Source organism: Kineococcus auxinigenes (genome assembly GCF_050871525.1).
Classification (GTDB): domain Bacteria; phylum Actinomycetota; class Actinomycetes; order Actinomycetales; family Kineococcaceae; genus Kineococcus.
Genome location: NZ_JBKBCT010000076.1, coordinates 1 through 18,687 on the forward strand (window position 1 = coordinate 1; position 18,687 = coordinate 18,687).

Genomic DNA, 18,687 nt, shown 5'->3' on the forward strand with positions numbered 1-18,687 from the left:
GGCCTCCTCGGTTGGCACGGTGCCACGGGGGCCCGGCGGCGGGGGGCCCGTGCTGGGGCCCGGGTGGGGCGTGCTGGTGCGACCGGGTGGGCCGCACGGGAGGGGCGGGCGCCGGCCTGCACCGCCGGCGGTGCAGGCGGTGCAGGACGCGGCGGGACGTGGCGTGGTGAGCGGGAGGCGCGGCGATGGGTCGGTGCGGAAGCGACAACGGTGCTGGGTGTGGCCGGCTTCGGGGGTGCTCGCCAGGAGGGCACGCCTGGTGCGGGCACCGGGTCGGTGTCCGTGGTGCTCGCCTGTCGGTGGCTGGGTCTGAGATCAGCTCCGTGGCTGCAGCTGGGCTCGTGGGTGGGTCTGTGCGTCGGGGGGTGCGCTGATGCCGCGGGGTGTGCCGGGAGTGGCGCGGGCGCGGTTGGTGTCGACGCGGTTGAGTGAGGCGGAGTGGGCGGCCTGGGATACGGCGCGGGCACAGTCGGGGCGTAAGGAGATGGGTGCGTGGGTGCGTGAGGTCATCACCACGCACCTGGCCGCGGAGGAGCTGGCGCGGCAGAAGACGCAGGCACTGGCGCAGGCGGCTGCCGCGGTAACCGAAGAGGCCCGCGCCGCGGGTGCTGAGGTGCCGGCGCCGGTGGAGCTGGTCGCGGCGATGAACGCCGCCCTAGAAGCCACGGACGCGAGCTCGGGTGCGGGTGCTGGGTTGGCGGGTGAGGTGCGGGCGTTGCGGGGTGAGTTGACGCGGATCGGGGCGAACCTGAACCAGGCGGTGCGCCTGGCCCACACCCATGGCGTGGATCCGGTCGCGGTGGGGCGCATCGAGACCGCGGTCGCTCAGGTGCGGGCGGGGGTGGGGCAGGTGCGGGCGTGGATGGCCCAGCACCTGCCGGCCTCACCGGCAGCGCACTCCCCCGGCCACTCCCCCGGCCACTCCCCCACCTCTGCTGCCGGGTCAGCGGCTGCGGTCCCTGGCGGGTCGTCGCGGCGGGAAAACCCGGCCGCGGATCCGGCGAAACCCGCCGCCTCGGGGCAGGGGGCGCGGCGGTGATCGCGAAGATCACGCGGGGGTCGGATGCGCGGGCGTTGGCGCGGTATCTGCACGGGCCGGGCCGGGCGAACGAGCACGTCTACGCCGGGCGCAGTGGGGGTGCGGTGATCGGCGGCAGCCTGTGCCTGGAGGGCGCCACGGTGGGGGATGTGTGGGCGCATGAGCTGCGTGAGGCCGCCGCTGCACGCCCGGAGATCGCCAAGGCGATCTGGCACGTGAGCCTGCGCGCAGCACCCGGTGACCGGGCCCTCACGGACGCGGAGTGGGCTGATCTGGCCACCGGCTTCGCGGCGCGGATGGGCTTCGAGGCGCATCCATGGGTGCTGATCCGGCACGGGGAGGACCACGTGCACCTGGCCATGAGCCGGGTCAACTACGACGGGGCGCTGTGGGCGGGGCGGCATGACTACCGCGCCGCGCAGGCCGCCTGCAGCGAACTGGAAGCCGAGCACCGTCTCGCCGCTGCGCCGCGGGTGAGCAGTGCGGCCACCAAGCGGGTGGCGGATCATCAGCTCAGTGCGGGTGAGTGGCGCCGCGCTGAGCGCACCCAGACGGTGCCGGAGCGGGTGCAGCTGGCCAGTCGGGTGCACGCGGCGCTGGCCGCCAGCACGGGGCGGGGCCGGGACGGCTTCGAGGCCGCCCTGGAGGTCGCCGGCGTTCAGCACCGGGCAAGCGTGGCCTCCACGGGGCGGGTGTCGGGGTACTCCTTCCACCTGCCCGGTCACGTCGACGCCGCCGGTGAGGCGGTGTGGCTGAAGGCCTCCCAGGTGGACAAGGCCCTGTCCTGGGGCAAGGTCGCTCCCCTGCTCGATCCCGAGCAGCACCCGGCGCCGGTGCCGGTGGTGAAGGTGCCCAAGAAGCTGCTGCAGACCCGCGCCGGTCACCAGGCCCAGGTGCGCCAGGCTCAGCAGGAGGCCGCCGAGCAGGCCGCGGAGCGGGATCGGGCGCAGGTCCCGGCGCTGGCCGCTGCCGGCATCGAGCGGGCCGCGGGCTGGTGGGCCGCCCGCAAGGAGCAGGCCGAGCAGGAGCAGGCCCGCAAGGCGGCGGAGGCCGTGGAGCTGGCCGAGGTGATGCGGATCGTGCGGGCCTCCCAGGCCTATCCCGCCTCCGAAGCCACCCGGCGCTCCCCCACCACTGCCAGCACCTACGACCCCGCCCGCGATCCGGCTTTGGATGCCCAGCGCCGACGCGACCACGGCATCGAGCGGTAGCCGTTCCCGCATCAAGCGCAGTTGCGATAGCGATGGCGCGCCCACGGCGAGTCGGCTTACATGTCAAATAGTCAGCATGTATGCATTCCTGCATGTTGACTGTGGCGTTCACGAACCAGAAGGGCGGGGTGGGCAAGACCTCCACCGTCGTGGGCATCGCCTCCGCCCTGGACCGGCGGGGCCTGCGGGTGCTCTGCGTGGACCTGGACCCCCAAGCGGACCTGACGCAGTGGCTGGGCGTGGACCCCCTGGCCGAGCACCGCAACGTCAACGACGTCATCTACGCCGACACCCGCGCCGTGGCCGGTGAGGCCATCCAGCGAGCCGGCTGGGGAGAGCGCATCGACGTCATCGCCTCCACGCTGGATCTGGCCGAGCGGGAGACGGACCTGTCCCCCGGCTCGGAGTTCCGCCTGCGCAAGGCCCTGGATGGCGTGGACGGCTATGACGTGGTGCTCATCGACTGCCCGCCCTCCATCGGGCGCCTGGTCGTTCTGGGCTTCGTGGCCGCCACGCATGTTGTGGTCGTCACCGAGCCCTCCGCGGCCTCCCTGCGGGGGGTCGACAACGTGCTGCGCACCCTGCAGGTGGTCCAGGAGCACTACAACCGCCAGCTGCAGCTGGCGGGCATCGTGATCAACCACCAGAGCCGCACGAACGAGTCGGCCCTGCGGGTGCAGGAGGTTGCCGAGGTCTACGGCGCCAGCGTCTGGGAGCCCTACGTGCCGGCGCGGGCGGTGGTGGCTGCCGCCATGGGCGCCAGCGCCTCCGTGTCCGACTACGGCGCCGATGGGCGCCCCGTGGCCGAGGTCTACGAAGCCCTCGCCGAGCGTGTCGCAGCCCTGGCCGAGACGGCCGCAGCGCAGGTGAGCTCCTGATGCCCAGGCCTCAGCCCAAGGTGGCGCTGCCCAAGGCGCCCAGCCGCCCGCACCCGGTGGCTCCTGCGCCGGAGGAGGGGCCGCCCGCGGCGCCCCTGTGGGAGGCCGACTCCACCCTGGAGTCCGCCGCAACCGCGATGACCGAGGCGCCCGCCGCCGCCCCGACCCCTACGTCGGCCCCTGAGCCAGACCCCGCGTCGGTGCCCGTCCCTATGCCCCCGGCCGCCGAGGAGCCCTTGCAGATGTTCTCCGTACGGATCAGGGCCAACCTGCGCCGCCGGGCCAAGCTGCACGCCGTGGAGTCCAGCCGCAGCCTTCAGGAGGTCACCGAGGCGGCGCTGACGGAGTACCTGGACCGCCAGCAAGGAAGCATGCATGCCGACTAGGTGACATGCATACTTGTCAGCCAGCTTACAAGCATGCATGTAAACATGCAGCTCAGTGTAGTGAAGGGCGCAGAGATGGCGTGACCTACTCGACTTCCGCGTCGGTTTCCATCGTCGTGCGCCAGGTGCTGACCCCAGGCGGTCGCCGGTCGCGTCGTCATCGTCGCCCCCTGCAGCTGACCTGCTTCGCCGACGCGGGTGGTCGTGGCAGTGGGGGGAGGGCCGCGAGAGCAACCTCGCCCAACGGGAGTTCAGACAACCTGACTTGTCTGTCTGGTGTGAGGCGGCGTACGGTCGGGGGAGTGGAGGTCACCCCCAGCGCCGGCAAGCATGACGTCGACGAGGAGGACGCCCGCCATGCCGCCCGGCACCCGCTGCGCGTCATCCCCCAGGACGACCGCGACCCGTACCGGATCCTCGTGATCGGCGCCGACCGCGCCGGTCGCCTGCTCGAGATCGTGATCCTCACGCCCGAGACCGAACCGAAGATCATCCACGCGATGCAGTTACGCCCCGCGTTCTACCGCTACCTCGACTGAGCCCACCCCTCAGCAACCCACCCCACCCGCGAAGGTTGCCGCCCACCATGCCGAAGCTGACCCCCGCCCAGGAGGCCCACGAACACGACGCCGCGACGGAGTGGCTCGACAGCCTCGACCCTGCGACCACTCCCGCCCGCGTCGTCTCCCAGGAGGTTCGCGACGTCGCCGAGGCCGCCGACCAGGTGCACGCCGCCGAGGCCGCCCTCGAGGCGGCCGTGCTCCGTGCCCGGCGAGCCGGCGCCAGCTGGAACGACCTCGCGCTGCCCCTCGGCGTGAGCCGCCAAGCCGTCCGGCAGCGCTTCGCCCGCCTTGAGAACAAGGAATCCACCCACGCCTGACAGCCACGCGACGAAGAGGACCCCCGACGCGCCGCCGGAGGTCCTCTTCGTCGCTGACACGGTGATCGAGATCGGTGGCCGCCCGATTCACGCAAGGGCGGAGGCGTTCCGAAGCCGACCGTTGTCCAGGGCTGGCCTCTACCGTGCGACGGTGGAACGGCAGCGGTCTCGTGCGTGGCGGGTGGCTGAGCGTCTACGGCTCCTCGAGGAGCCCGGGCTTCGTCCGGTGGGAAGCCCAGCATGGTGGCGTCGCTTAGCACTGAGTGCCGGCGTGGGGGCAGGCGCCTTCACCATCGTCCACGCCTTCAACCTCTTCGGCTGAGATCCGACCCTGCGCCCGCACAGCGGCAGTTGAAAACGTCCGGCGGCGGCCATGATCGCGCCCGCGGGGCGGCATGAGCGCGCCCGCGCGGACGGCGCCATGACCAAGGACGGCCGCTGATCAATGAAGCACCACCCTTTCAAGCTGCGTCGCAGACGGCTCACGCGCGAGGAGGTGGATGCCTCACGGCTGAATCAGGGGTGGCGCCTCCCTCGGAGGGGTCGGGGGCAGCACCAGGGGGCCGGCCTCCTGCGGGCGGGGGCCGTCCTCGGGGTGGGCCCGCAGCACCAGTAGCGCGATGTCGTCCTCGGGCGAGTCGTCGACCTGGACCAAGAGGGCGTCGCAGAGTTCCTCCACCGGGAGGTGGTGCAGTCCTTCGACCGTGGACCGCAGCCACTCCATGCCGTCCTGCAACGGGGCGTCGCGGCGTTCGACGAGACCGTCGCTGTACAGGACGACCGTCGCGCCCGGCTCCAGGGTCACGGAGTGGTCGGTGCGCTCAGTGTCGGGAAGCAGACCCAGTAGGAGGTCCGGGGAGGTGTGCAGGAGCCGGGCCCTGCCGTCGGCAGCGACGAGCACCGGCGCCGGGTGCCCGGCGTTGGACCACCGCAGGGTCCGCAGTCCCGCCGCCTTCTGCTCGGGTGTCTGCTCCACCTGAGCCAGGACGGCGGTGGCGATCACCCCGACGCCGAGGTGGTGCATGGCCCGGTCCAGCCCGGCCAGCACCGCCGCGGGCGGCTCGCACAGGGTGATCGAGACCCCGCGCAGCAGGTTGCGCACCTGCGCCATGGCGGCTGCGGCGTCACGGTCGTGCCCGGCCACGTCCCCGACGACGATCGTGGTGGCGCCGGTGGGGGTGAGGAAGCAGTCGTACCAGTCGCCGCCGATCTGCGCCTCGGCCGCCGCCGGCAGGTACCGGACGGCGATCTGCAGGTGGTCCGGTTCGAACGGCGCGGTGAGCAGGCTGCGCTGCAGCGCTTCGGTCAGGCGCCGCTGCTCGCCGGCCACCCGGCGTTCCTGCTCGCGGACCTGGATCGCGGCCAGGGTCTGCGCGCACTGCGCGGCGAAGGCGCTCATCAGCTCGAAGTCGCGGTCGGTGAAGTCCTGCCGGTCGCGCCAGGCGATCGTCAGCCCGCCCAGCGAGCGGCCCGCGGCCTGCAGCGGCAGGGACACCCAGGTGCCCAACCCGGTGCTGGTGACGACCTCCTCCATCTGGTCGGTGAAGGCCAGGGCGGCCTCGCGGTCGGGCACGACGACGACCTCGCCGGTGGCGGCGGCCACGGCCACCGGCAACGGACTGTCCACCGGCACATGGGCGAACGTGCGGCGGGCCTGCTCGCCGAGGGAGTCGGTCAGCGTCAGCTCCAGCACCTCCCCCTCGCCGCTGTCGCCCACGCTGCCGCTGCCACTGCCGGCGCGGACCGCGACAGCACCGCCCTCGGCGCCCAGCACGCCCAGACCGCTACCGATGACGATGTCGGTCAGCTGCGCGACGGTCTCGGCGCCGCTCAGCTGCAGCGCCACCTGCACCATGCCCGCCAGGCGCTGCGCCTCGGCGGTCTCGGTGGTCAAGGCGGCGCGCAGCTCCTGACCACGCACGTACAGGTCCGCCTCGGCGCGGTAGCGGTCGCCGGTGACGTCGTACAGGTCGACACCGGACTCGAAACGCTGCCGCTGCCGCTCGGTGACGTAGTCGGTGACCTCCTCGGCCCGGTGCAGCAGCAGCACCACCTCCCCGGCCTCATCGAGGACCGGGGCGTTCACCGGGCTCCACCAACGCGCGTGGAAGACGCCGTCGGCGTCGGCGACGTCGTACTTCTGCAGCGGCATCGTGTCCTGCCGCCCCGTGTGCAGCACCCGTCGCAGAGAGGCCGTCAAGTTGGCCGTCGCGGACGCCCCGGGATCGTCGGGGTTGTCGGGGAAGACCTCGGTGATCAACTGGCCGATGAGCTGGTGGCGTGCGCGACCGGACGACTTCAAGAAGGCCCCGTTGACCGCCACAAACCGCAGATCGGTGTCCAGCACCGCGTAGGACGTGGGCAGGACGTCGAAGATGGCCGCAAGATCGATGCGCGACACATGCTTCACCTGGGCATCCCGTCCTCCGGGGAGTGGTGCGGTCCTGGCCCGGCGCAGACCACTCCCGTGCTTCCGTCACCCGACGCCGGACGCCAGTCACGCAGTCAGTCGCGCAGAACAATAGAGGCCCGGCCCCGCTGCTGCGGGATTGGACCTTTGACCCGCGGTCTTGCTGGTCGGGTGGCAGGACTGGGCCTGTAGCTCTCCGTTCCGAGCGCCATCCGGAATTCGACATGAGCGCGCATTCGTCGGGCGCCGTGATCTGCAGGACGGCCCCGGGGGATGGGGTGCTGGGGGAGCGGCTTGTGCGGCGTCTGGTGACAAGCCCCCTGTCACCAGACGCGACGCAACGTTCCCCCCTGCTGTGAGCCGGCCTCGCGGGTCGTAGCCCCCCCGGACTTCGACCGCGAGCCCCCCGGACTCAGCGACCACATCGACACCACCGGCGGGAGCGTTACACCGGGGCTCACGCCTCGCGTGGCGCCTCGCCCGGCCCTCGTGGCGGCGGGACCGGCTGGCGTGAGGTGGCGCGGTGAGGACCTCGCGGGATCGTCTCTCAACCGACCGTTTCTGAGACTCCTTGGGGGAGAGGCCGCAGGGTCGCGACACGCCGTCTCACAATCCGTGTCCACAACTGGCGTCTCACCGTCGGCCGGTCAGTGCCTTCTGGGACGGTCCCAACTGTGCCCGCCTCCTCGCCCACACGCTCGAGCGCCCAGCGGCCCGGTCACTTGCTCGGCTACGCCCGCGTCTCCACCACCGCCCAAGACCCCGCCCTGCAGCACGACGCCCTCACCGCGGCCGGTTGCTACCACGTCTGGACCGACACCGCCTCCGGCGCCCTCGCAGCCCGCCCGGCCCTGGACGACGTCCTGGCCCGCCTGGGTCCCGGCGACGTCCTGGTCGTCTGGCGCCTGGACCGCCTGGCTCGCTCCCTGCGCCACCTCCTGCAGTTGATCGACGACCTCGACAGCAGGGGAGTGGGCTTCCGGTCTCTGACGGAGTCCATCGACACCACCACCGCCACCGGCCGTCTCGTCCTGCACCTCTTCGGTGCGTTGGGAGAGTTCGAGCGCGACCTGCTGCGTGAGCGCACCGCTGCCGGGCTGGAGGCCGCGGCCGCCCGCGGGCGGCGTGGAGGGCGGCCAGCCGTGATGACCCCGGCCAAGCTGGCCGCTGCCCGAGCGCTGCTGGCCGACGGGCAGCACTCCGTAGCTAAGACTGCCGCCGCGGTCGGCGTCTCACGGGCCACGCTGTACCGGGCCCTCAACCCAGCACCCTGATGTCCTCAAGCGAGGGACCGCATGAGGCCCCCGTCCGAGACGACTATGACGGACAGGTCTACCGGGACGACGTGGTGCGCCAGCGAGTCAGCCGTCGCATCGGTGGAGGAGCGTCCCGGTAGACGGTGGCTAAATAGCGCTCCCCTTACCCCCACCTGGCGGGAAGCGTTTCGTCGTGGCCACCTACCTTGCATTCAGGCCATTGACGTACCGCCTGCGAAGTTTAAGGACGCGCTCAAGGGTCATGTCCAGTAATGGCGGCCAGGCCACTGTTTGACTCGTGGGCCACAGCTGTTTTAAGTGCAGGCCCCAACGTCCGGGCGGGCTGTAGGCCATCAGGTTGGGGTCGGGGGAGCGCGCCACAACGACGGCCACATGGCCTATGGCGAAAACGGTAAAGTGCGAGTTCTGGAGGAACTGGCGGGTGTTGCTGTCTTCGGCCCACTCCCAGGCATAGGTCCACACATCGCCACCCTTGCCCCCTCGCCACGCGCCGATCCAGGCCCGCAAGTTTTCCGGCGGACGGTGCGAATCATGGGCGAAGCGTTGCATCTCCTCGCCTGTGGCGAACCAGTCACCAACGCCCTGCGACACATAGGCGGTCTTCATCAGCCAGGCCGCGAGAATCTCGGCGTCTTGCACGCTTAGATTAGTCTTCTGGCCTAGAATCATCGGTTCCAGAATAGGCTTGACTGCCTGCTCAAGGGCGCTCATCCAACCCTCATTGCACTCTCGGCAGACAATCCTTGGGCGTTTCGTGAAGGGAGTTCCCTGCTTACTTTCCCTACTAATGTACTTGTGGAGGTCTTTGTCCCATATGGTTTCCGTCCGAGAGTTTTCACCCAGTGATACGAGCTGCTTCGTCCACTGCGGCAGCAGGTGCTCCCGGGTGAGCGGGCGTCCGCCGCACCAAATACACGCCGTCAACTTGGGGCGCACTGGACCTTAACTGCCACTCTCAAGCACACGGCGAATTATACAGGTTCCGAACAAGACGTACAGAGTGGTCTGAGACCCTTACGTCGTCGATGCGGGAGCCATGACATCCCAGCGGATAGGTATCAATACCGCCGACGGCGCATGGGCGGCTTATGTTGGGCTGACGTCGGGCAATTAGGTTACTTCTCTTGAGCAGGCGGCGTCGTCAACAGCATCGGCGCCTGGGGGAGTCACGGCCCGAATGTAACCCTCTAACCTTTCAGATAACGTCCTTTATCTGCGGGTCGGGGTCACGGTGCGCGGTCGGGTGATCGCATCGATGTCCGAACTCACGCTCTTCGCATGGTTAAGGCGTGCGCACCTCGTTGACCCGCTCTTCTGCAGGGGCGTCATCGCCGGTGTCAGCACCAGCGATGACGCTGACGTTGCGGCCGATGCTCTTGCCCCGGTACAGGGCTCGGTCAGCGGCGTGCAGAGCATCGTCGGCGCTCTGCCCGCTGCTCCACTGGGCGATGCCGACGGTGCAGGTCTGCGCGTGTGGCACGCACGCACGGATCCGCTCGGCCACGGCGAGGGCCTCGGCTGCGGTGCACCCAGGCAGGGCCAGGGCGAACTCCTCCCCGCCCCAGCGGGCCAGGGTGTCCACGTCGCGCAGCTGCCCGGCGGCGGCGGCGGCGAAGTCGCGCAGCAGTGCGTCGCCGGCCAGGTGCCCGCGGGTGTCGTTGTAGCGCTTGAAGTGGTCCAGGTCGACCAGGGCGAACGTCAGCGGCATCCCGTAGCGGGTGGCGCGGGCGATCTCGGCGGCGGCGGCCTCGTCCCAGCGTCCGCGGTTGGCCAGCTGCGTCAGCGCGTCGCGCCCGGCGGCGGTGGCCAGGCGCACCAGCAGGTCGCCGCGCTCGATCGCCGCCGCCGCCTCCGAGGCCAGGGTTTCCAGCATCGCCGGCACGTGCCCGGGCAGCGCCGACACCGGGCGGTGCCAGGCCAGCGCCAGCACGCCGATGGCCTGCTCGGCACCGGTGAGCACCGGCTGCCAGGCCGCGGCGGCCACGCCCAGGCCCCGCGCCACCCGCTCAGAGGCGTCCGTGCGCTGGGCGACGTCACCGACGAAGAACAGCTTGCCGCCGCGGAAGGCGCGCACGGTCAGCGAGGGCTCGCCGTCCAGGTTGAAGGTCAACGGCGGCACCTGCACTCCGTCGGCGGCGGTGGAGACCAGGTTCCCGAGCCCGTCCGGCTCCAGCAGGTAGACCATGTCCGCCCCGGAGACCTCGCGTGCGGCGGCGCAGATGTCGGCGCGCACGTCCTCGGAGGTGTACAGCTGCCGCGCCACTCGGGCCAGGACCTCCACGTGCCCGGTGCGCTCGACGGCTTCAGCGGCCTGCCGGCGCACCTTGTGCAGCAGGACCTCGCGCTCATCGCGGCCCAGTGCCAGCGCCAGGCCGATCACGGCGACCAGGCCGACGAAGCCCTGCACCACCAGTGCACGGGTGGAGTCGGAGGCGACGAAGGCGAAGGGGCCGTGTCCTGACAGGGTGAACAGCACCGCGGCCACCCCGACGGCGAAGTCGTGCACCACCACGATCGTGGTGTCGAAGCGCAGCGCTGCCCACACCGTCAGCGCGATCAGCGGGAACGCGATCGGCAGCGTCTCCAGCACGTGGAAGGCCAGCAGGTACCCGCCCGCGGAGGCGGCCAGCAACAGCGCCAGCTCCAGGCGGCGGGCACCGTCCAGGCGCTGGAAGGGCAACGTGACCGGCTCACGCCCGCCGGCGCGGGCGGCGGCGCGCTGGCGCCGGTGCGCGGCGAGGAGGTAGCCCACCCGCAAGCCCAGCCCCACGATGAGCACGACGCTGACGGTGTTGCGCGTCATCCACACCGCAGTCGTCAACCATGACCAGTGCCCCGTCAGCACCCCCACCGAGGTCGGCCCCAGCAGGGCACCCGCAGCGGTGGCCACCAGCGCGGCCAGCAGCACCCGCGCCAGCTGGCGGCTGCCGGTCAGCGGCTCGGTGCCGCCTGCGCCCCACAGCGCGGGCTCCCAGCGGCCCAGCAGGACGTGGAAGACGGCGACCTGCACGAGGTTGGCAGCCACGAAGCACATCGCCAGCAGCGGCGCCGCTCCTGTGAGGGCGTTGACGGTGAAGGTGATCAGGGCCAGAGCTGTGACGTCGAGCGTCCGGGTCCCGGCGCCGCGCTGCACGGCGAACCACAGCGTCGCCACCCCTGCCGCCGGCCACACCAGGCTCAGGCTGGTGCCGTCCATCACCGTCAGCCGGCCCAGGAAGACCGCCAGGGTGAACACCGCCGCGAACGCTGCGCTGCGCGCCAGCGCCGTGAGAGGTACCCGTCCGAGGGCGTGCCCGCGCGACCATCGAGGCTGCAGCCGGCGATCTCCAACGCGCTCCACTTCGGCCTGCCTCCCAGTTGCGGTCGAGCTGCCCACCCAGCTCCACCGTGGCGCGGGGTCCCCAGCAGATCGGTCGTTCACCCCCGCCACTTGACCCCGTGCGGCCCACCCCGTGCAGCGACTACCCACTCAGCCCGGCAGTGCCACCACGCGTGCTCACAGCACCACGACCGGCACGACAGCCCAGGTTCACGGGACCTCCCACGCCGATCGACACGACCAACTGAGCGGCCCGAAGACCGTCCCGCATCGCCTCGGCCGGGCCGAGACCCGGCCGAGGCCCAGGGGAGGAGAAGCACCGCAGGCCCCAGCGCAGGCCCTGTGCCCGCCATGGCCCGACCTTGAAGCGGAACTGCCTCGCATCCAGTCATGACGTCCTTCCTCTGTGAGGCAGGAACGAGCGCCGAGCGACGAGCGGACGCACGTGCACGCCGACATGGCTGGAGCTCTGGATGAGTGGGGCTCTGGCATCTGAGGTGCCCGATGTTCAGTTGAGCGAGGCCGCTGCTGCTGTCGGGTAGGTCACGCAGGGGATGAGGGCTTCAGGCTGGCGCTGGGGCAGGGTGAAGCGGACGGTGGTGCCCCCGCCGGGGGTCTCCTCCACCCAGATGCGCCCGCCGTGGCGCTCGACGATGCGCTGGCAGGTGGCCAGGCCGATGCCGTGGCCGGTGCCGGCGGTGCGGTCGACCTGGGCGAACATGGCGAAGACCGATCGGCGCTGCTCGGGCGGGATGCCGATGCCGTTGTCGGCCACCGCGACGCTCCACCCCTCGCCGTCCTGGCTGGCGCTGACCGCGACGCGGCAGGCCCGCTGCGGTGAGCGGTACTTGATCGCATTGCCGATGAGGTTCTGCAGGAGCTGGCGCAGCAGCACCGGGTCGCCGTAGAGCACCGGCAGGGGGCCGGCGCTGACGCGTGCAGCAGCAGTCCGGATGGCGGTGCGCAGGTCCAGAACGGCCTGGTCGTGGATCGCGCGCAGCTCGACCCGATCACGCTGGCACTGCACGGCGCCGGCCTGGGAGTAGGCCAGCAGCGACTCGATGAGGTCCTTCATGCGGGTGGTGCCCTTCAGGGCGGTGCCCACCCAGTCGCGGCCCTGCTCGCCGAGCTGCTCGCCGTAGACCTCACCGAGCATCTCGATGTAGCCGGCGATGACGGTCAGCGGGGAGTTGAGGTCGTGACTGGCCACGCCGGCGAACTGCGCCAGTTCGGCGTTGGAGCGCTCCAGCTCCGCGCTGCGCTGCGCCAGCTCCTCGTGAGCGCTGGCCAGGGCCGCCTCGCGGGCGCGGGCGGCAGTGACGTCAGCCATGACGACCACCGCTCCCAGGGACGTGCCGTCACCGCTGCGCAGGGTGCGCCCGGAGCACAACACGGTGCGCGGCGGGCGCCCAGCGGGGGCGATGACCATCTCCACGTCCCTGACCGACCCCTCGCGCAGCACCCGCGCCAGCGGGACCTCGGACGGGCCCAGCGGTGTGGTGCCGTCCGCGGCGTGGAGGTCGTAGACGCCGGCGTACTCGGCCGGGTCCACGCCGTCGTCCACGGCGGCGTCGGCCTTCAGCCCGTGCCAGTCCAGTGCCGTGCGGTTGAGCACGGCCAGGTGCCCGTCGGGGGCGGCGACGACGATGCCCACGTCCACGGTCTCCAGCACCGCGTTGACCAGCTCGTGACGTTCCTCCGCCTCTGCCATCGCCAGCTCCGCCAGCCTTCTGTGCTCCTCAGCCACGGCGCGCTGGACGCGGGCATCGGCGGCCTCGTGACGCACCCGCGCCAGCAGCACTTCGCGCTCATCACGCCCCAGAGCCAGCGCCAGGCCGACGGCGGCGATGACACCGACGAAGGCCTGCACCACCAGGGCACGGGTGGCGTCGTCGGGGATGTAGGCGAAGGCGCCGTGACCGGACAGGGTGAGCAGAACGGCCACCACACCGACCACGAAGTCGTGGACGACGACGATGGTGGTGTCGAAGCGCAGCGCCACCCACACCGTCAGCGCGATGAGGGGGAAGGCGATGGGCAGGTCCTCCAGGACGCCGAAGACCAGCACGTAGCCGGTGGCGGAGCAGGCCAGGACGGCGATGAGCTCCACGGCCCGCCAGCCACGGGGCCACATGAACGGCAGCCGCACCCGGAAGCCCTCCCCGACCGCGGCCCCGGCACTGCCAGCGGCGGCGCGCTGCTCGCTGCGGGCGCTGAGCAGGCAACCGATGCGGAAACCGACAGCGGCGATGAGCACCACGCTGACGGTGTTGCGGGTCATCCACACCACCGCCGTCAGCGGGGACCAATGACCGGTCAGCACCCCGACCGCCACCGGACCCAGGACGCCGCCGGCGGCGGTGGCCAGCACCGCGGCAGCCAGCACACGGGCGAGCTGCCCGGTCCCGGCCAGCGGCTCACGTCCACCGGCACCCCACAGGCGGGGGCACCAGCGGGAGTACAGCACCCCGAAGACGGCGACCTGGGCGACGTTGGCGCCCACGAAACACACCGCCAGCGCCGCCGGTGCCCCGGTCCAGACGTTGACCGAGAACGTGATCAGCGCCAGGGCCGGCCAGTCCAACCAACGAGTGCCCGCACCGCGCTGCGCGGCGAACCACACCACCGCCACACCCGCCGCCGGCCACACCAGGCTCAAGCTGGTGCCGTCCATGACGGTCAAGCGGCCCAGGAACACCGCCGCGCAGAACACCACCGCGAAACCGAAGCTGCGGCGCACAGCGGCGGCAGCCGGACGCCGCGACGCGGTCGCGCCCCAGCTCCCGGTGGCGCTGCTGGACAGGCTGGACGGCAAGAGACGTCCTCTCGGCACGGGTCGGCGACAGCTCCGAACGGAGCGGATCCCTGACCCGTCGACAGACCTGACGCGTCCCTTGACCACCCGCCACGCACGTTCCCCCGAACGCCGAGACCACCAGCAGTGCAGACAGCCACCGGTGCAGGTCGGCGACGCACGCTCACACCGCAGGTGGGGCGCGGTCATGACCGCCCTTGAGGCGTCCGTCTCTGCTGGTCCGAGGTGGTGGCTCAGCCGGGTGGGCTGACCGTCGCGGCGGGGGCCTGGCCGCCGTCCACCAGGGCGCGGGTGCCGATGGGTTCGGACAGCTCGACCGTGAAGGGGGTCTCCGGTGCGCCCGGGCAGCTGTTGGCGCCGTCGAGAGCATCGACCCGGACGGTGATAACCACCTCCTCGCGCCGGTACTCCACCTCCGGCTCCTGGATGCGGCCCTCAGCGGTGCGCCCGGAGGAGCACGCCCGCTCGCTCACGAGCACCGACACGCTCACGTCCTGCGGGTCGGGCTCCTGGGCCAGGCGCCACGTCGCTGCTGGGTCCTGACCGCAGGCGGAGAGCCCGAGTACCAGGAGGACCACGCCGACCACTGCTGCACGCTTCACGCCCGTGGGACGCAGCCGCCGCCCCCTCGGTTGCCGAGGGCGCACGCCAAGATCCGCGCACGCCGCTGAGGGACCACGACGTGCAAGCGGTGGCTCGGCTCAGGAGGCTGCGGGGAAGCGGGTGGCGAGGTGGGCCGCGAGGGCATCGCGGTCGGCAGGACCCAGCTCGCCGGGGCGCTTGATGAGCTTGGCGAGACCGCGCCGGCCCACCAGCGGTACACCGGCGATGTTCTCGCCGAACCAGGGCAGTTCGGTGCCCACGAAGCACAGCGCCCCGCGCACCGGCACGTCGGCACCGACGCGGGCCAACTCGGCTGCCACGGATTCGACCTGGCCGGTCAGGCCCTCGATGAGACGGGTCTGGTCGCGGCCGTTGATGAACAGGGTCTCGGTGCGGGGGGTGAAGAGCCCGCCGGTGCGGCGGACTTCCAGGGCGCCGGTGTGGGTCTTGGCGTCGATGACCCACACGCCGGTGGCGGCCACGGCGAGGTGGTCGATGTTGGCCCGCGACAGCCGCCCGTCGGGGCGGCGCAGGCGCCGGTCGTGCAGCACGGTGACGTGGGAGCCGGTCAGCTCCTCCAGCGTGGCGGCTACCGCTCGTTCCCCGGCGGCGCCTTGTGCCCACACGCGGGTGCTGACTGGCTCGGAGCTCAGCGCGAGGATCAGCCCGCCCAGCAGCCGGTGGCGGGAGCGGATGTCCTGCTCGCGGCGGTGGGTGCGGCGTTCGTACTCCCGCTGCGCCGACGCCCCTGCCACCGAGGCACCCGCCACCGGAGAAGCTGCAGTTGCGGGCCGTGGTGCCGGCACTTCCATGGCCGTGCTCGTGGAGGGTGCGGCGGGGTGGACGCGCGAGGGCCGCCCGGTCTGCAGACCGGGCGGCCCTGTGCTGGGTGGTCTCTTCGACAGTCGCCTCTCGGCGAGCGGCCGCTCGTAGCGGCTGGGGTGAGGCCCGGGGACATGTACCGAAGCGACCACTCCCTACAAGGCTCGGCGCGGCCGGAGCATTCCTGCAGCACCCACCGCTGAGCAGCGGACGACGTGGGACGCGGTCCCGAGGCATTCGTGCAACAGGCTGCTGCACAAACACCTCGCTGAGGACGGTGCGGCTGCACTCCCGTCCTGGGCCGGTCCCTGCGGCCGCCAGTCTTGAGGCGCCGTCGCGGGCCCAGGCTGCGGAGGTCGGCGTCTACGGTGGCGGGGTGGGCGGGGTGGAGGCGGAGCAGTGGTGGACTGCTGACCAGTGCGCTGAGCACTGTGGCATCACCCGGCGGGGCTGGTCTTCCTACGTCAGCAAGGGCATCGCGCCGGCCGCGGATCACCATGTGGGGCGTACGCCGCTGTGGCGGGCTGAGGTGGTGCAGGCCTGGCAGGCCGCCCGCCCGGGCCGGGGCCGCTGGAGCACCACCCGCACCACCTGAAGGGTGCTGGGCGCCGCCCCGACGACAATGACGCCTGAGGAGTTATTGTCGTCGCTGTCGTGCCGCCCATGCCGGAGGGAGCTCAGACGATGTCGTGGATCGCAGGAGCCAGGCCACCGTGCGGCCGGGCCGGCCGCACGGGCCGTCGTGCTTTCTGCGCGACACGCCGCGCCACCTCCAACTCTCTGGTGCCACATGCGAGTTGGATCACCCCCATGCCCAGTCCTGTAGGCAGAACGCGTCGGCCCAACGGCACGACGTCGGTCCGCTTCACGATGCGCGTCAACGAGGAGGCCCACGAGAAGGCCGCCCGTGCTGCTGCAGCTCTTGGCCTGACCATGGCGGCCTACTTCGAGCACCTGCTGCGACGCGAGGAGCTGGATGAGTCCGGCCGCCCGCTGTGGTGGAGCCAGCACCAGGAGGAGTTGCCGCTGTCGCAGTCGGCGTAGGGCAGGCCCCTACAACGACGAAGGGCCCCCGTTGGCGCGGGAGCCCTCGTCCAAGCAGTCGGACCGGTGGCCGCCGGTCCGTTCAATGCACTCCCCCTCTGCAAGGAGCTGTGCTGTCTTGAGCGTACCTCTGTCTCGTCTGTCTTCAAGTATTCGCGGCGTGTGTGGGCTTGTTGAGGCGTACGGAATCGTCTCGCCGGCCCGACCTACCCTGACGCGGTGGCCTACTCGGCCACCGGTGGCTGCGGTGATGGCCGCTTGAGGTGGCTGCCCGAGCGCGACGACGCGCCTTAACTGACTCCGCTCCTGCCCTGAATCCGCGGCTGCTGGCTGCGCGGGTGGGGTTGCTGGTGCAGCGGGCGCCGGTGTGGGTGCGCACCGTGGACGCCCACGCCGACGTGGCGGCGTTGCGGGTGGACGCCTACCGCAATGTGACGGCGCTGGTGTGGGTGCTGGCGGCTGCTGCGCGTCCGGATGCGACGTCGGCGCCGACGTGGGAGGTGCTGACCGCGCGGACGGGGTTGAGCCGGCGGGCGGTGGCGCGCTGGCTGGTGTGGCTGCGGGTGCGGGGGCTGCTGCTGGTGGCCGAGACCGGCTCCACACCGGCCACCCGCAGCCCGCTGGATGCCACCGAAGGCAACCGCGCCGCCGTCTACGTCCTCACCGCCCCACCCTCCTCCGAGCATCGCGCTGAGCACGACCCGGAGGCGGTCGAGGAGGCAGCGGCGAAGGCGACCACGCCCGTCCGGGGGCAAGTCCTGCCCGCGCCGCAGGCCGGGCAGGACGCGGCAGCACCGCAGTACCCCCACCTCCCCCTGCCTCGGCCTCTGTCTCTGGCCATCGCTGGGGTGGGTGGGGATGAAAGTGGCACCCCCCCGATCTCTCCCTTAGGAGAGATCCCTACGCGGGCGCGCGACGCGCGCGAGTCTCTGCGCACCACCGCACCTAGCCGTGCGGCGGCGGGGCAGAACCCGGACCGAGGAGGGGTGAGTCCCGAGCTCGGCGCACCGGCGCAGGAGCCAGCCCAGGACCCGGGCGAGGACCTGGAGCGGAAGACGGCCCCGGTGGTGTGGGCCGACAGCGCCACGGCACGGACCCGGCGCGAGGAGCTGGCCGCGGCGGCGGCGCTGCGCCGGCGCAGCGTGGAGCTGCGGGGGGTGAGTGAGCGCGCGGTGCGCGCCGCGGTGCGCGACTTCCTACGCGCGGGCTGGAGCGTGGATGACCTGGCCTACGCCCTGGACCACGCCCCCGATGGCAGCGCACGGACCTGGACCTCCAGCGTGCGCCAGCCGGTGGCCTGGGCCCGGGCCCGCCTGGCGCCCTGGGCCGGCAAACCTGGCCCGGTCAGCACCCGCCGCGCCACCTCCGCGGCCACCGCAGCGCAGCTGCGCGAGCAGCTACGCGCCCGCCGCGCGGCGCACGCGGCTGCGGTGGCCGCCGCGGTGCCGGCACCGGCAGAGCTGGCCGCGGTGCGCGCTGCGCTGGCCGCCCGCCGCGGCGCACGACGTCCCACCGCCGCCCACCCCACCGCTCACTTCGCCGCGGTCGGCGCCTCGTGAGCGCGCACCAGGCGCCGGCCGTCCGTAGTGCGGCCGCGCGGAAAACTCCGCACGGGCGGGGTGGGTGCACCGTGTCGTGGTGGTGGGCCTGCCCGTCTTCTCCGTCGCGCTGGGGCGCGACGATCTCAGCCGGGTAGGCCCACCACCACGGTGGCCGCGCCTGCGGCCGCTAGGCGGCCGCAGGTCCACGCGAGCTGCGCTCGCGTCTGGTCGCGCCAGGGCGCGACCAGAACCCCCCGCGGGGCCGGGTGAGCGTCCTCCCCTGCCTGTCCGCTCCGTGTGCGAGGTATGCCGGAGCGCTACGCTTGCTCCGGTCCTCGTCCCGGGGGGGGGGGGGGGGGGGGGGGGGGGGGGGGGGGGGGGGGGGGGGGGGGGGGGGGGGGGGGGGGGGGGGGGGGGGGGGGGGGGGGGGGGGGGGGGGGGGGGGGGGGGGGGGGGGGGGGG

General features: G+C 72.1%; 15 protein-coding genes. 9 read left to right on the top strand and 6 right to left on the bottom strand.

Going from position 1 to position 18,687, the window contains the following annotated elements:
- Nucleotides 1–496: 496 nt before the first annotated feature.
- The 6 genes from mobC (at nucleotide 497) to ACRYR9_RS16645 (ending at nucleotide 4,394) form a co-directional block, all read left to right on the top strand.
- On the top strand, nucleotides 497–1,039 hold the full coding sequence (mobC, locus tag ACRYR9_RS16620; RefSeq protein WP_432497800.1) for a plasmid mobilization relaxosome protein MobC: 543 nt from the start codon (nucleotides 497–499) through the stop codon (nucleotides 1,037–1,039).
- Nucleotides 1,040–1,074: 35 nt separating this feature from the next.
- A complete protein-coding gene (locus ACRYR9_RS16625) occupies nucleotides 1,075–2,250 on the top strand; it encodes a relaxase/mobilization nuclease domain-containing protein (protein WP_432497802.1) in 1,176 nt (391 codons plus the stop codon).
- Between the two features lie 92 nt (nucleotides 2,251–2,342).
- Nucleotides 2,343–3,128: a ParA family protein gene (locus ACRYR9_RS16630; protein WP_432497806.1), complete on the top strand. Its 786-nt coding sequence runs from the start codon at nucleotides 2,343–2,345 to the stop codon at nucleotides 3,126–3,128.
- 242 nt (nucleotides 3,129–3,370) lie between these two features.
- The gene (locus ACRYR9_RS16635) at nucleotides 3,371–3,514 is read left to right on the top strand and encodes a hypothetical protein (protein ID WP_432509677.1); all 144 of its coding nucleotides are present in this window, start codon (nucleotides 3,371–3,373) and stop codon (nucleotides 3,512–3,514) included.
- 302 nt (nucleotides 3,515–3,816) lie between these two features.
- A complete protein-coding gene (locus ACRYR9_RS16640) occupies nucleotides 3,817–4,053 on the top strand; it encodes a BrnT family toxin (RefSeq protein ID WP_432497810.1) in 237 nt (78 codons plus the stop codon).
- Nucleotides 4,054–4,100: 47 nt separating this feature from the next.
- Nucleotides 4,101–4,394 (top strand): hypothetical protein, encoded by a 294-nt coding sequence (locus tag ACRYR9_RS16645; protein WP_432497812.1) that lies wholly within the window; start codon nucleotides 4,101–4,103, stop codon nucleotides 4,392–4,394.
- Between the two features lie 505 nt (nucleotides 4,395–4,899).
- Here the strand turns inward: ACRYR9_RS16645 and ACRYR9_RS16650 are convergent.
- Nucleotides 4,900–6,795: a SpoIIE family protein phosphatase gene (locus tag ACRYR9_RS16650; protein ID WP_432497815.1), complete on the bottom strand. Its 1,896-nt coding sequence runs from the start codon at nucleotides 6,793–6,795 to the stop codon at nucleotides 4,900–4,902.
- Between the two features lie 731 nt (nucleotides 6,796–7,526).
- On the opposite strand from ACRYR9_RS16650, the gene ACRYR9_RS16655 reads away from it, so the two are divergent.
- The gene (locus ACRYR9_RS16655; protein ID WP_432497818.1) at nucleotides 7,527–8,078 is read left to right on the top strand and encodes a recombinase family protein; all 552 of its coding nucleotides are present in this window, start codon (nucleotides 7,527–7,529) and stop codon (nucleotides 8,076–8,078) included.
- 183 nt (nucleotides 8,079–8,261) lie between these two features.
- Here ACRYR9_RS16655 and ACRYR9_RS16660 read toward each other — a convergent pair whose 3' ends face one another.
- The 5 genes from ACRYR9_RS16660 to ACRYR9_RS16680 all read right to left on the bottom strand — a co-directional run bounded on the left by ACRYR9_RS16660 (nucleotide 8,262) and on the right by ACRYR9_RS16680 (nucleotide 15,573).
- Nucleotides 8,262–8,792, bottom strand: a complete 531-nt coding sequence (locus ACRYR9_RS16660; protein WP_432497821.1) for a hypothetical protein — start codon at nucleotides 8,790–8,792, stop codon at nucleotides 8,262–8,264.
- A 571-nt stretch (nucleotides 8,793–9,363) separates the two neighbouring features.
- Entirely contained in the window at nucleotides 9,364–11,316 is a 1,953-nt protein-coding gene (locus ACRYR9_RS16665; protein ID WP_432497823.1) for a sensor domain-containing diguanylate cyclase, read from the bottom strand.
- A gap of 592 nt (nucleotides 11,317–11,908) precedes the next feature.
- Nucleotides 11,909–14,215 (bottom strand): ATP-binding protein, encoded by a 2,307-nt coding sequence (locus ACRYR9_RS16670; protein WP_432497826.1) that lies wholly within the window; start codon nucleotides 14,213–14,215, stop codon nucleotides 11,909–11,911.
- Nucleotides 14,216–14,448: 233 nt separating this feature from the next.
- A complete protein-coding gene (locus ACRYR9_RS16675) occupies nucleotides 14,449–14,793 on the bottom strand; it encodes a hypothetical protein (RefSeq protein ID WP_432497829.1) in 345 nt (114 codons plus the stop codon).
- A gap of 123 nt (nucleotides 14,794–14,916) precedes the next feature.
- Nucleotides 14,917–15,573, bottom strand: coding sequence for a nuclease-related domain-containing protein (locus ACRYR9_RS16680; protein ID WP_432497832.1), 657 nt, complete (start codon nucleotides 15,571–15,573; stop codon nucleotides 14,917–14,919).
- Between the two features lie 877 nt (nucleotides 15,574–16,450).
- Here ACRYR9_RS16680 and ACRYR9_RS16685 point away from each other — a divergent pair.
- Nucleotides 16,451–16,684 (top strand): toxin-antitoxin system HicB family antitoxin, encoded by a 234-nt coding sequence (locus ACRYR9_RS16685; RefSeq protein WP_432497835.1) that lies wholly within the window; start codon nucleotides 16,451–16,453, stop codon nucleotides 16,682–16,684.
- A 338-nt stretch (nucleotides 16,685–17,022) separates the two neighbouring features.
- The gene (locus tag ACRYR9_RS16690; protein ID WP_432497838.1) at nucleotides 17,023–18,243 is read left to right on the top strand and encodes a hypothetical protein; all 1,221 of its coding nucleotides are present in this window, start codon (nucleotides 17,023–17,025) and stop codon (nucleotides 18,241–18,243) included.
- The last annotated feature ends 444 nt before the right edge of the window (nucleotides 18,244–18,687 follow it).